14 protein-coding genes are annotated in these 11,801 nt (G+C 65.1%); 9 read left to right on the forward strand and 5 right to left on the reverse strand.

The window, feature by feature from the left end:
- Nucleotides 1–2: 2 nt before the first annotated feature.
- From lepB to nagZ, 8 genes are read left to right on the forward strand one after another with little or no spacing between them, the layout of a single operon-like run.
- Nucleotides 3–968 carry a signal peptidase I gene (gene lepB / locus GOQ09_RS07165; protein ID WP_157612811.1) on the forward strand — a complete coding sequence of 322 codons (966 nt, stop codon included), beginning with the start codon at nucleotides 3–5 and terminating at the stop codon, nucleotides 966–968.
- A 31-nt stretch (nucleotides 969–999) separates the two neighbouring features.
- Entirely contained in the window at nucleotides 1,000–1,368 is a 369-nt protein-coding gene (locus GOQ09_RS07170; RefSeq protein ID WP_126745756.1) for a DUF4845 domain-containing protein, read from the forward strand.
- A 17-nt stretch (nucleotides 1,369–1,385) separates the two neighbouring features.
- Nucleotides 1,386–2,072, forward strand: coding sequence for a ribonuclease III (gene rnc, locus GOQ09_RS07175; RefSeq protein ID WP_126745757.1), 687 nt, complete (start codon nucleotides 1,386–1,388; stop codon nucleotides 2,070–2,072).
- A 7-nt stretch (nucleotides 2,073–2,079) separates the two neighbouring features.
- Nucleotides 2,080–3,048 (forward strand): GTPase Era, encoded by a 969-nt coding sequence (era, locus tag GOQ09_RS07180; protein WP_157612812.1) that lies wholly within the window; start codon nucleotides 2,080–2,082, stop codon nucleotides 3,046–3,048.
- Nucleotide 3,049: 1 nt separating this feature from the next.
- On the forward strand, nucleotides 3,050–3,823 hold the full coding sequence (gene recO, locus GOQ09_RS07185) for a DNA repair protein RecO (protein ID WP_157612813.1): 774 nt from the start codon (nucleotides 3,050–3,052) through the stop codon (nucleotides 3,821–3,823).
- A complete protein-coding gene (locus GOQ09_RS07190) occupies nucleotides 3,820–4,584 on the forward strand; it encodes a pyridoxine 5'-phosphate synthase (protein WP_157612814.1) in 765 nt (254 codons plus the stop codon). Before recO ends, GOQ09_RS07190 begins: the two co-directional genes overlap by 4 nt.
- 13 nt (nucleotides 4,585–4,597) lie before the next feature.
- Nucleotides 4,598–4,999 (forward strand): holo-ACP synthase, encoded by a 402-nt coding sequence (gene acpS, locus GOQ09_RS07195; protein WP_126745761.1) that lies wholly within the window; start codon nucleotides 4,598–4,600, stop codon nucleotides 4,997–4,999.
- Nucleotides 4,996–6,090: a beta-N-acetylhexosaminidase gene (nagZ, locus tag GOQ09_RS07200; RefSeq protein ID WP_157612815.1), complete on the forward strand. Its 1,095-nt coding sequence runs from the start codon at nucleotides 4,996–4,998 to the stop codon at nucleotides 6,088–6,090. The genes acpS and nagZ overlap by 4 nt, the downstream gene beginning before the upstream one ends.
- Nucleotides 6,091–6,104: 14 nt before the next feature.
- Here the strand turns inward: nagZ and GOQ09_RS07205 are convergent, their stop codons facing one another.
- From GOQ09_RS07205 to GOQ09_RS07220, 4 genes are all read right to left on the reverse strand, one after another.
- Complete coding sequence (locus tag GOQ09_RS07205) at nucleotides 6,105–6,644, reverse strand: M48 metallopeptidase family protein (RefSeq protein WP_157612816.1); 540 nt, start codon at nucleotides 6,642–6,644, stop codon at nucleotides 6,105–6,107.
- Entirely contained in the window at nucleotides 6,641–7,903 is a 1,263-nt protein-coding gene (locus GOQ09_RS07210) for an Hsp70 family protein (RefSeq protein WP_157616614.1), read from the reverse strand. Before GOQ09_RS07210 ends, GOQ09_RS07205 begins: the two co-directional genes overlap by 4 nt.
- Before the next feature lie 2 nt (nucleotides 7,904–7,905).
- Nucleotides 7,906–9,468: a lysine--tRNA ligase gene (lysS, locus tag GOQ09_RS07215; protein WP_157612817.1), complete on the reverse strand. Its 1,563-nt coding sequence runs from the start codon at nucleotides 9,466–9,468 to the stop codon at nucleotides 7,906–7,908.
- Nucleotides 9,469–9,591: 123 nt separating this feature from the next.
- Nucleotides 9,592–10,239, reverse strand: a complete 648-nt coding sequence (locus GOQ09_RS07220; RefSeq protein ID WP_242631026.1) for an LON peptidase substrate-binding domain-containing protein — start codon at nucleotides 10,237–10,239, stop codon at nucleotides 9,592–9,594.
- Between the two features lie 49 nt (nucleotides 10,240–10,288).
- On the opposite strand from GOQ09_RS07220, the gene GOQ09_RS07225 reads away from it, so the two are divergent.
- Nucleotides 10,289–10,846, forward strand: a complete 558-nt coding sequence (locus GOQ09_RS07225; RefSeq protein ID WP_126745766.1) for a YggT family protein — start codon at nucleotides 10,289–10,291, stop codon at nucleotides 10,844–10,846.
- 22 nt (nucleotides 10,847–10,868) lie between these two features.
- On the opposite strand, the gene accD is transcribed toward GOQ09_RS07225, so the two are convergent.
- On the reverse strand, nucleotides 10,869–11,741 hold the full coding sequence (gene accD / locus GOQ09_RS07230) for an acetyl-CoA carboxylase, carboxyltransferase subunit beta (RefSeq protein WP_126745767.1): 873 nt from the start codon (nucleotides 11,739–11,741) through the stop codon (nucleotides 10,869–10,871).
- Nucleotides 11,742–11,801 lie beyond the last annotated feature (60 nt).

Genomic DNA, 11,801 nt, shown 5'->3' on the forward strand with positions numbered 1-11,801 from the left:
AAATGGCATTCATCACTACTCTGGTCCTCGCGGCCTTTACCGGCTACGTCGGTGCCTGGTACTTTGGTGCCATCGAAGGCAACTTCGCGCTGCTCCTGTTCTGCGCCACCGTGGTTACCGGTCTCTACTGGCTGGCCGAGCGCTTCTACTTCCTGCCGCGCCGCGAACGCGCCGCTGCCGCACTCGAGGCTTCGCTGAGCGAGCGCAACGCCCGCCTGGCCGGCCAGGGCATCACGCAGGTGGACACGGTCGACGCCAAGGCGAGCGAGCGCCTGCTCATGCAGCCGTGGTGGCTCGACTGGACGGCCGGGCTGTTCCCGGTGATCCTGGTGGTGTTCTTGCTGCGCTCGTTCCTGTACGAGCCCTTCAAGATCCCGTCGGGTTCGATGATGCCGACGCTCCTCACCGGCGACCTGATCCTGGTCAACAAGTTCACCTACGGCCTCCGGTTGCCGGTCATCAACACCAAGATCACAGACGGCACGCCGTTGGCGCGCGGCGACGTGGTGGTGTTCCGCTACCCGCCCAAGCCCAGCATGGACTACATCAAGCGCGTGGTCGGCATTCCGGGCGACGAGGTGGCCTACCTGAACAAGAAGCTCACGATCAACGGCCAGCCGGTTTCCAAGAACCCGATGCCCGACTACCTCGACGGCGACTCGATGCGCCTGCTCAAGCAGTTCACCGAAGACCTCGGCGGCAAGCAGCACAGGCTGCTCAACGACGACGCCGGCCCGGCTTTCGTCCAGGGCGCCACCGACTTTCCCTATCGCGAAAACTGCCGCTATTCGGTCGAGGGCGTGGTCTGCAAGGTGCCCGCCGGCAATTACTTCATGATGGGCGACAACCGCGATAATTCGGCGGACTCCCGATTCTGGGGTTTCGTGCCGGACAAGAACATCGTGGGCAGGGCGTTCTTTGTGTGGATGAACTTCGGCGATCTGGGTCGCATCGGTCCATTTCAATAAGTAATCAGCATTGTTCGAGGGGTAAGAGGGCATGAGAACAAATCGGTCCATCCGCAGCAGGGCCGCGCACCAGCGCGGCATCTCGTTCATCGGTCTGGTGTTTGTCGCCGTGGTGCTGGGTTGCCTGGGCGTGGTCATCGCGCAGGTCATCCCTACGCTGATCGAGTACCAGGCCATCGACAAGGCTGCCAACAAGGCCAAGGAAGGCACCACCGTGCCCGAAGTGCGCGCCATCTTCGACCGCGCGCAAGCCATCGACGACTTCAAGTCCGTTTCGGGCAAGGACCTCGACATCAAGAAGGTCGGCGACAAGGTCGTCGTGTCGTATGCCTATGAGCGGGAAATTCCGCTGTTCGGCCCGGCCTACCTGGTGCTCAAGTACAAAGGCGAGACCCGCTGAACGCGGCGACACGCAAGGTGGACGGCGGCCTCGTAGCGCTGCAGGAGCGCCTCAAGCATTCGTTCTCCGACACGCGGCTGCTCCAGCTCGCGCTCACGCACCGCAGTTTTTCGGCTGACCACAACGAGCGCCTGGAGTTTCTCGGCGACTCGGTGCTCAACCTCGCGGTGTCGCACCTGCTCTACACCCGCCTTTCGGCCTTGCCCGAAGGCGATCTGTCGCGCGTGCGGGCCAACCTGGTCAAGCAAGACACCTTGCATCGCCTGGCGCTCGAGCTCCAGCTGTCGCCGCTGCTTCGGCTCGGCGAGGGCGAGGCGCGCTCCGGCGGGCCTAATCGGCCCTCGATCCTCGCCGATGCGCTCGAAGCGCTGATCGGCGCGGTCTACCTCGACGCGGGCTTTGCGGCCGCCGAGGCGCTGGTGCGCCGCCTCTACGAGTCCGTGGAAATCAATCCGCGCATGGAAGCCGCCGCCAAGGACCCGAAGACCGAATTGCAGGAATGGCTCCAGGGCCACAAAATGAAGTTGCCGGTGTACCGCGTAGCGGCCACGCTCGGCGCCGCGCACAAACAGACTTTCGATGTCGAGTGCGAGGTGCCGGAGCTGGGCCTGCGCGAACGCGGCATCGGTGGCTCGCGCCGCGCCGGCGAGCAGGCTGCCGCGGCGGCCATGTTGATCCGGCTCAAGGCACGCGGGGCCGCGTGAAACCAGAATGAACGACGCTATAAATTCAGCAGCAGAACACCCCGAAGACGCAGCGAGCGGAACGGGTAGAACGGGGCCCCAGCACTGCGGCCTGGTGGCCATTGTCGGCAAGCCCAACGTGGGCAAGTCGACGCTGCTCAACGCGCTGGTGGGCCAGAAGATCAGCATCACCTCGCGCAAGGCGCAAACCACGCGGCACCGCATCACGGGCATGCGCACAATCGGTGCCACGCAGTTCGTGTTCGTCGATACGCCGGGTTTCCAGACGCTGCACGCCAATGCGTTGAACAAGTCGCTCAACAAGACCGTGCAGGGCGCGGTCGGCGATGTGGACCTGATTCTCTTCGTGGTCGAGGCGGGCAGCTTCACGCCGGCCGACGAGCGGGTGCTCAAGCTGCTCGGCAAGGGCATTCCAACCGTTCTGCTGGCCAATAAGCTCGACAACGTGCACCGCCGCGGCGACATCGCACCCTGGCTGCAGACCATGCAGGCGAAGCACCCCTTCGCCGAGTTCGTGCCGATGTCGGCCAAGAACCCCAAGGATGTCGAGCGCCTGTTCGGCATCTGCGAAAAATACCTGCCCGAGCAACCCTGGTTCTACGCCGAGGACGAACTCACCGACCGCAGCGAGAAATTCCTTGCCGGTGAACTGGTGCGCGAAAAGCTGTTCCGCCTGACCGGAGACGAACTGCCTTACACCTCGACGGTGATCATCGACAAGTTCGAGGAAGAGCCGCCGCAGAAAAAGGGCCAGAAGCGCCTGCTGCGCATTGCCGCCACCATCGTGGTCGAGCGCGACGGCCACAAGGCCATGGTCATCGGCGACAAGGGCGAGCGGATCAAGCGCATCGGCATGGAAACACGCGTCGAGCTCGAGAAGCTGGCCGACGCCAAGGTTTTCCTCGAACTGTGGGTGAAGGTGCGCTCCGGCTGGGCAGACGACGAAGCGCGCGTGCGCTCGTTCGGCTACGAATGAAGTGGCGACTGCCCACCGCGTCTCGCACGAACCGGCGTATGTGCTCCATCGCTACGACTGGAGCGAATCGAGCCTGATCCTCGAGGTCTTCACCCGCCACCACGGTCGCATCGCGCTCGTGGCCAAGGGGGCGAAGAGGCCGAGCTCCAATTTCAGGCCCGTGCTGCTGCCGCTGCAGCCGCTGCAACTCAACTATGGCGGCGACGCCGAGATCCGCACGCTTAAAGGCGCCGAGTGGATGGGCGGCCACGTCATGCCGACGGGCGAGGCGCTGCTCTCGGGCTACTACGTCAACGAATTGCTGCTGCGCCTGCTCGCGCGGGACGACGCCCATGAAGCGCTGTTCGACGCGTACGCGGGCGTGGTGCAGGTGCTGGCGGGCGACCACGCCGGTGCACAGGCCGCAACCCAGGCCGCGGCGCTGCGCGCTTTCGAGCTGCTGCTGCTGCGCGAAGTGGGCCTGTTGCCGTCGCTCGACGCGCAGACCCTCACGCTCGAGCCGCTGGTGGCGGAGGCACGCTACAGCCTGGTGCCGGAAGCCGGTTTGCGGCTGGCGGGCGAGGGCGAGGCGGCCCTGGCCGGGGCCGATTGGCAATCGCTGCAGGGCGTGCTCGACGATCGCGCCCCCTTTACCGCCACGCTGCGGGAGGTGGCGACCATGAACGCCGGCAGCAACAGTGCCCTCAGAAACCAGCTGCGCGCCTTGCTCAACTACCATTGCGGTGTGTCCACGCTGCGCACGCGGCAGATGATGAGAGATTTGCAAGCCCTATGAGCACTTCCGGCCATTCCGCTACCACGTCGCTGTCGGTCAACCTGAACAAGGTGGCCCTTGTGCGCAACACGCGCCACCTGGGCATTCCGAGCGTGCTGAAGGCTGCCAACGCCTGCCTTGCCGCCGGTGCGCAGGGCATCACGGTGCATCCGCGGCCGGACGCGCGTCACATCCGCGTGCACGACGTGAGCGACCTCTCCGCGCTGCTTGCAAAGGACTGGCCGGGCATCGAATTCAACATCGAAGGCAATCCGTTCCACAACCTGATGGACTTCGTGCGCGAGCTGAAGCCGCATCAAGCCACTTTTGTGCCCGACAGCGAATCGCAATCGACCAGCGACCATGGCTGGAGCTTTCCGGAAGATGCCGAGCGCCTGCGCCCGGTGATTGCCGAGGCCAAGGCCCTGGGGGTCCGCGTGAGCCTGTTCATGGACCCGATTCCCGAGATGATGGCCGCTGCGAAGGCCGTGGGCGCCGATCGCGTCGAGCTGTACACCGAGGGATATGCCGCATCGCGCGGCACTTCGAACGAAGCGGCCGTGCTTGCGCGCTACGTCGAATCGGCTCGTGCGGCGCAGGCTGCGGGCCTGGGCATCAACGCGGGCCATGACCTGAGCCGCGACAACCTGACCGCTTTCCTGCGTGCCGTGCGCGGCGTCCAGGAGGTCTCGATCGGCCACGCCTTCATCGCCGACGCGCTCGAGCTGGGCTACGCGGCCACCACGCGGGACTACCTGCGCTGCATCGACGAGGCCAAGTGAGCGCTCCAGCGGCATGATCTACGGCATCGGCACCGACATCTGCGACCTGCGTCGCATCGCCGCGACCTTCGAGCGCCAAGGCGAGCGCTTTGCCCACCGGGTGCTCAGCGACGCCGAGTTCGCGGTGTGGAAGGCCCGTAGCGAGCGCTGGCCCAAGCGCGGCCTGAGCTATCTCGCAACGCGCTTTTCCGCCAAAGAGGCCTTCAGCAAGGCCATCGGCCTGGGCATGCGCATGCCGATGACCTGGCGCCTGTGCGAGATCGCGAACCTGCGCAGCGGCAAGCCCGTCATCGTGTTGCACGGCGAGTTGAAAGAATGGTTCGAGGCCAAGGGCCTCACGGCACACGTGACGGTGACCGATGAAACCGAATATGCGGCGAGCTTCGTCGTGGTCGAATACAAGAACGAGGCATGACCCTGGCAACGACAACCCTTCACGCGCCGCTGATCATCGATGTGGCGGGCGCGGAACTCAACGATGCGGATCGTCGCCGGGTAGAAAACCCCTTGGTAGGTGGCGTGATTCATTTCGCCCGCAACTGGCAGAGCCGTGCACAGATGACCGCGCTCAATGCAGAGTTGAAGGCCATTCGCCCCGATCTGCTGATCTGCGTCGACCATGAAGGCGGCCGCGTGCAGCGGTTTCGCAGCGACGGCTTCACGCGCCTGCCCTCGATGCGCGCCCTGGGCGAGCTGTGGATGCGCGATGCAATGCGTGCCACGCAGGCAGCAACGGCAACGGGCCAGGTGCTTGCGGCCGAACTGCGCGCTTGCGGCATCGACTTCAGCTTTGCGCCGGTGCTCGATGTGGACCACGGCGGCAGCAGCGTCATCGGCGACCGCAGCTTTCACCGCGATCCGCGGGTGGTGGCGCTGCTGGCGAAGAGCGTGATGCACGGCATGCTGCAGATGGGCATGCGCAACTGCGGCAAGCACTTTCCGGGGCATGGTTTCGTCACGGCCGACTCGCACGTCGAGATTCCGGTCGACCGCCGCGGATTGAAGGCGATCCTGGAAGACGACGCACGGCCGTTCGACTGGCTGTCGGGCACGCTCACGGCCATGATGCCGGCGCACGTGATCTACCCGAAGGTGGACAAGCGGCCTGCGGGTTTCTCTTCGAAATGGCTGAAGGATGTGTTGCGCACCCGGCTCGCTTTCGACGGCGCGATCTTCAGCGATGACCTGAGCATGGAGGCGGGGCGCTACATCGACGGCCAGCTGCTGAGCTATGCCGATGCCGCGTTGGCGGCGCTCGATGCGGGCTGCGACCTGGCGATGCTGTGCAACCAGAGCATCGGCGAAGGTCGGCCGCTCGACGAACTGCTCGATGAGTTCAGCGCTGCCGCCAAGGCAGGGCGTTGGCAGCCCGAAGCCGCCAGTGAAGCGCGCCGGCGGGCGCTGCTTCCTGATGCACCGCACGCCGATTGGGATGCGCTCGTCGGCTCGACGGGATACAGGCAGGCAAGGCAAGTACTGGCGAAGGCCGGTCTGGCCAGCGCCTGAGGCCCGGCGCTTGGTTACGGCGCCTTGCCTGCAACCGGAAGCTGCGGCGAGTTCGCCCACAGGCGCTCGCCGCCGGAATCCAGGTGCGTCAGGTACAGCCGGACATCGAATTCCAGCCGGTGATAGCCGGGCTCCATGTGCTCGCAGAGCGCGTAGAAGCTCTTGTCATGGTCCCGCTCCTTCATGTGCGCGAGCTCGTGGACCACGATCATGCGCAGCCACTCGAGCGGCACTTCCTTGAACAGGGTCGCCACGCGGATCTCGCGCTTGGTCTTGAGCTTGCTGCCCTGCACGCGTGAAACGGTGGTGTGCGTGCCGAGCGCATTGCGGATCACGTGCAGCTTGCTGTCGAACGCAACCTTGGAGAGCGGCGGCGCCTTGCGCATGAAGTCGCTCTTGAGTTCGCTCACGTACTCATAAAGCGCCCGGTCCGTCTGCACCTCGTGCATGGGACCGGGATAGCGGCTGCGCAGCAACGACGCGAGTCCTTCGGTTTCGACCAGTTGCCGGACCTGGGCCAGCAGCGTGGGCGGATACCCCGCGAGATACTTCATGCAGCCGATCCGGCGCAGGCGAGCCCGGTGGCCACGCCGCCGAACAGGTCGCCTTCGACGAGCGTCACGCCGGCAAAGCTCTTGCGCAGTGCCTGCTGGAATGGCCGCAGGGCCGAAGAGCCACCGGTCAGATAGATGGCGTCGAGATCCCCGCTGCGCAGCCCGGCGCGCTTGACACAGGCGTGGGCGCAGGCAATCACGCTTTCGAGCAGCGGTGAGAGTTGCTGAGCCATGTCGGCGGGCGAGAGCGAGGCGACCAAGCCTGGTTCGGCGCACGAAAGGTCGATGGCGGTAGGTGCATCGTTGACCGAAGTGTCGATCTTCGCCTGCTCCACTTCACTGGCAATGCGGTGTCCGTGCCTTTCTTCGAGCACCGCCATCAGCCGGTCGTGCAGCCGCGTATCGCCGTAGCTCGTACGCAGGTCTTTCGCCTGCCGCACCGCCTTGGCGGCATACAGCCAGTTGATCAGGTGCCAGGACGAAAGCTCGAAGAACACCTTGCTCGGAACCTCGCGCCCCTGCGGCCCTGTGTGGCGAAAGCCGAATTCCGGCATCACGCGGTCGAGGTTCAAGCGCTGGTCGAAGTCGGTGCCGCCGATGTGCACGCCGCTGGTGGCCAGCACATCGTCGCTGCGGTCTTCACGCGCGGCGCGATCGGGGCCGACCCGCACCACGGTGAAGTCGGAAGTGCCGCCGCCCACGTCGACGATCAGCACCAGAGACTCTTTCGTGATGCGCTGCTCGTAGTCGAAGGCCGCCGCAATGGGTTCGAGCTGAAAGGCGATGTCGCGAAACCCCGCGGCACGGGCCGCGTGGCGCAGGCTTTCTTCCGCGCGCTCGTCGCGCTTCGAATCGTCGTCCACGAAATGAACCGGGCGGCCGATGACGACGCGCTCGGGCACCCCGCCCAGTTCACGGCCGGCTCGCGCGGCCAACTCGCGCAAGAAGCGCGCGATGATGTCCTCGAAGCTCACGAGACCGTCGTAGATAGCCGTTTTTTCCTGCATCAGCGCGCTGCCGAGCAGGCTCTTCAGCGAACGCATCAGGCGGCCTTCGACACCCGCGAGGTAGAGCGCAACCGCATCGCGGCCGAAGTGCGTGGTGCGGTCTTCGGCGTTGAAGAAAATCGCGGTGGGCAAGGTAGTGGCCGCACCTTCGATGGGCAGCAGGCGGGCCACGCCGTCGACCCGACAGGCCACGGCGGAATTGGAGGTGCCGAAGTCGATGCCGATCGTCGGCAGCGACGACGGTAACTTCACGCTCAAGATTCCCTGCGCAGCGCCGGGAACAGGATCACGTCGCGGATGCTGGGCGAATCCGTCAGCAGCATCATCAACCGGTCGATGCCGATGCCGCAGCCGCCGGTGGGCGGCATGCCGTATTCGAGCGCGCGAACGTAGTCGTGGTCGTAGTACATGGCTTCGTCGTCGCCGCTGTCCTTGGCGGCCACTTGCGCGTTGAAGCGCGCGGCCTGGTCTTCGGCGTCGTTGAGCTCGCTGAAGCCGTTGCCGAACTCGCGGCCGGTAATGTAGAGCTCGAAGCGCTCGGTGACCTCGGGCCGCTCATCGTTCGCGCGCGCCAGCGGCGAGATCTCGGTCGGGTGCTCCATGATGAAGGTCGGCTGCCAGAGCTTCTCTTCCACCGTCTCTTCGAAGTACATCACCTGCAGGCTGGCAAGGCTGCGCTGCGAGAGCTTGTCTTTTTCTTCGCTCAGGCCGATCTTGCGCAGGGCGTTGATGAGCCAGGCGCTGTCATCGACGCCGGTACCGGCGTCCGTGTACTTGAGGATGGCCTCGCGGATCGTCAGGCGCTCGAAGGGCTGCGTCAGGTCGACCGGCTTGCCTTGGTAGGTGAGCTGTTGCGTGCCCACGGCCTTGTCGGCAATGGTGCGGATCAGCGTTTCGGTGAAGTCCATCAGGTCGCGGTAGTTCCAGTAGGCCGCGTAGAACTCCATCATGGTGAACTCGGGGTTGTGCCGCACCGAGATGCCCTCGTTGCGGTAGCTCCGGTTGATTTCGAACACGCGCTCGAAGCCGCCGACGATCAGGCGCTTGAGGTACAGCTCGGGCGCGATGCGCAGGAACATCTCCTGGTCGAGCGCGTTGTGGTGCGTCTTGAACGGCTTGGCGTTGGCGCCGCCCGGAATTGGGTGCAGCATGGGCGTTTCGACTTCGAGGAAGTCGTTGGCCACCATGAACTCGCGCAGCGCGCTCACGGCCTTGCTGCGAGCGGTGAAGCGTACGCGTGCGGATTCGTCGGTGATCAGGTCGACGTAGCGCTGGCGGTATTTCTGCTCCTGGTCGGCCATGCCGTGGAACTTGTCGGGCAGCGGACGCAGGCTCTTGGTGAGCAGGCGCAGCCTGGTCACCTTGACCGACAGCTCGCCGGTCTTGGTCTTCATCAGCGTGCCTTCGGCACCGACGATGTCGCCCAGGTCCCAGCGCTTGAACTCGGCGTACGCCTCTTCGCCGACGGCGTCGCGCGTCACGTAGAGCTGGATGCGGCTCGTGGCGTCCTGCAGCGTCGCAAAGCTGGCCTTGCCCATCACGCGCTTGAGCATCATGCGGCCCGCCACGCTCACGGAGACAGCCTGCGCTTCGAGCGCTTCGGCCTCGGTGGCGCCGTGCGCCTCGATCAGCGCAGCCGCACGATGGACCGGCTTGAAGTCGTTCGGAAACGCCACGCCCTTGCCTTCGGCCTGCGCGGTGCGCATCAGCTTGAGCTTTTCGCGGCGTTCGGCGATGAGCTGGTTGTCGTCGACGGCGGGTGCGGAAGCTGGTGCCGCAGCGGGCGTGGGAATGGAAGGGATCAGGTGGTCGGACATGGAGAACGGAGGAGGGCGCAACGGGAGCATGCGCAACCTGCCATTTTAGCCGATAGGGTTCGAATGGAACCTGCCTCCAGTGCCCGCCAATCCTGCGCGATACGCTATGAAAAAAGTAGCGAACTATTCAGTGATGCCCGCACGCGCGAGCAGATCGCTGACCAGTTCGAGCCGCATCAGCGGGCTCTCGAGTTCCATGAGCCGTTGCCGCAGTTCGAGTTGCATGGGCACCAGTTCGCACCAGCGGTTGGCAACCCAGCCGCAGTCGTTGAACTGGTAGGGCTCGCCCATGGGCAGGCGCACGGCCTCGGTGCCCTGCGCGCGGCGGCGTTCTTCGAGCGTGTCGACGAGGCGCCGCAGCGCCGTGGCGGTGTGCTGCAGGTCGTCCGGAATTTCGATGGCGGCGTCTGCAATCACTGCTTCGACTTCAGCCACCCACAAGCCGTATTTCTGCAGCTCGGTACGGCGGACCCGGAATCGCTGGGTGCCGACGCATTCGATCTGGAGCAGGCCGCTTTGCGGTGATTCGAACTCGCGAATGACGGCCAGCGTGCCGATGGCGGCAAAGCTTTCGGCGTCGGCACCTGCCTTGCGCACTTCGCTGCCGCTTGTGAGGCTGACCACGCCGAAAGGTGCATCGGCCTTGCGGCATTTGCCCACCATGTCGAGATAACGTACCTCGAAAATACGCAGCGGAAGCACGCCGCCCGGAAAGAGAACCGTACCGAGCGGGAACAATGGCAGTGAATGCAGAAGGGGCTGTGTCGTCATCGAAGAACCTTGCATGGCTATCATCGCATTCCGCTCACGACCCTGCCCCATGCTCTACCAGATCCCCTCGTTTCTTCTCGACGTGATCGTCGGCCTGCTCGGCGGCGCCTGCCTGCTGCGCCTTTACATGCAGTACCACCGGGTGCCGTTCGGCAATCCGCTCGGGCGCTTCGTGTTTGCGATTACCGACTGGATCGTGCTGCCGCTGCGCCGCATCGTGCCGTCGGTCAAGCGCTGGGACCTGGCGAGCGCCATCGCGGCGTGGCTGCTGGTGATCGTGAAGTTCCTGCTGCTGTGGCTGCTGATCGGCAACCTCGGGCGAATCGCGGCCTTGCCGCTGGTGTCGCTGGTGGGGCTGATGCAGCTCGCGGTGTCGGGCCTTACCGCGCTGCTGGTGGTCTATGCCGTGCTGTCGTGGATACCGGGCGCCTCGCCGATGTTGCTCGACCTCATCTCGCGGTTGGCCGAGCCGCTGGTGCGGCCCTTCCGGCGCTTCATTCCGCTGATTGGCGGCGTGGACCTGTCGCCCCTGGCCGCGATCGTGGTGCTGCAGGTGATTGCCATCGTGCTGGGCAACCTGCTGGTGTGGGCCTACCGGCTGGGCTGAGGCCCTTCCGGCAGCATTCTTGTCAGATGACTGCGTCGGCGGGCTGACGCAGCAGCATGGCCAACGTGCTCGCAATAGTCTTGCGCAGCTCGCGGCGGTCGCTGATGAAGTCGATGGCGCCCTTGGTCTGCAGGAACTCCGCGCGCTGGAAGCCTTCAGGGAGCGTCACGCGCACGGTCGATTCGATCACCCGCGGGCCGGCAAAGCCGATGAGCGCCTTGGGCTCCGCAATGACCACGTCGCCCACGAAGGCGAAGCCGGCCGAAACGCCGCCCATGGTGGGGTCGGTCAGCACGCTGATGTAGGGCAGCCCCTTCTTCGCAAGGCGCGTGAGCGCCGCGTTGGTCTTGGCCATTTGCATCAGCGACAGCAGGCCTTCCTGCATGCGTGCGCCGCCGGTGGCGGTAAAGCAGATGAACGGCACCTTCTGTTCGATGGCCGTTTCGACGCCGCGCACGAAGCGCTCGCCGACCACGCTGCCCATGCTGCCGCCCATGAATTCGAATTCGAAGCAGGCCACGACCACGCTGATGCTGTGGACCGAGCCGCCCATGACGACCAGCGCGTCGGTTTCGCCGGTGTTCTCGAGCGCTTCCTTGAGCCGCTCGGGGTACCGGCGGCTGTCCTTGAACTTCAGCGCGTCGACGGGGAGCACTTCCTGGCCGAGTTCGTAGCGGCCTTCGGCGTCGAGGAAGGCGTCGAGCCGTGCGCGGGCGCCGATGCGATGGTGGTGGCTGCAGCTCGGGCAGACATTCTGGTTGTGCTCGAGATCGGTCTTGTAGAGAACCGTCTCGCAGGCGGGGCATTTGATCCACAGGCCCTCGGGCACCTGGCGGCGCTCCGACGGGTCGGTTTGTGCGATCTTGGCGGGTAGCAGTTTTTCAAGCCAGCTCATAGGACTCCGGATTAGCTCCCCTCTTCCGCAATGCGGAAAAGGGGCTGGTGAGGGCAACGG

The sequence above is a fragment of the Variovorax paradoxus genome (assembly GCF_009755665.1).
Classification (GTDB): Bacteria; Pseudomonadota; Gammaproteobacteria; order Burkholderiales; family Burkholderiaceae_C; genus Variovorax; species Variovorax paradoxus_G.

What these genes read in the sequence shown, in the direction of transcription:
- lepB (WP_157612811.1), top strand. Translation starts at nt 3, where the DNA reads ATGGCATTCATCACTACTCTGGTCCTCGCGGCCTTTACCGGCTACGTC.
- GOQ09_RS07170 (WP_126745756.1), top strand. Translation starts at nt 1,000, where the DNA reads ATGAGAACAAATCGGTCCATCCGCAGCAGGGCCGCGCACCAGCGCGGC.
- era (WP_157612812.1), top strand. Translation starts at nt 2,080, where the DNA reads ATGAACGACGCTATAAATTCAGCAGCAGAACACCCCGAAGACGCAGCG.
- GOQ09_RS07190 (WP_157612814.1), top strand. Translation starts at nt 3,820, where the DNA reads ATGAGCACTTCCGGCCATTCCGCTACCACGTCGCTGTCGGTCAACCTG.
- acpS (WP_126745761.1), top strand. Translation starts at nt 4,598, where the DNA reads ATGATCTACGGCATCGGCACCGACATCTGCGACCTGCGTCGCATCGCC.
- nagZ (WP_157612815.1), top strand. Translation starts at nt 4,996, where the DNA reads ATGACCCTGGCAACGACAACCCTTCACGCGCCGCTGATCATCGATGTG.
- GOQ09_RS07205 (WP_157612816.1), bottom strand. Translation starts at nt 6,644, where the DNA reads ATGAAGTATCTCGCGGGGTATCCGCCCACGCTGCTGGCCCAGGTCCGG.
- lysS (WP_157612817.1), bottom strand. Translation starts at nt 9,468, where the DNA reads ATGTCCGACCACCTGATCCCTTCCATTCCCACGCCCGCTGCGGCACCA.
- GOQ09_RS07220 (WP_242631026.1), bottom strand. Translation starts at nt 10,239, where the DNA reads ATGACGACACAGCCCCTTCTGCATTCACTGCCATTGTTCCCGCTCGGT.
- GOQ09_RS07225 (WP_126745766.1), top strand. Translation starts at nt 10,289, where the DNA reads ATGCTCTACCAGATCCCCTCGTTTCTTCTCGACGTGATCGTCGGCCTG.
- accD (WP_126745767.1), bottom strand. Translation starts at nt 11,741, where the DNA reads ATGAGCTGGCTTGAAAAACTGCTACCCGCCAAGATCGCACAAACCGAC.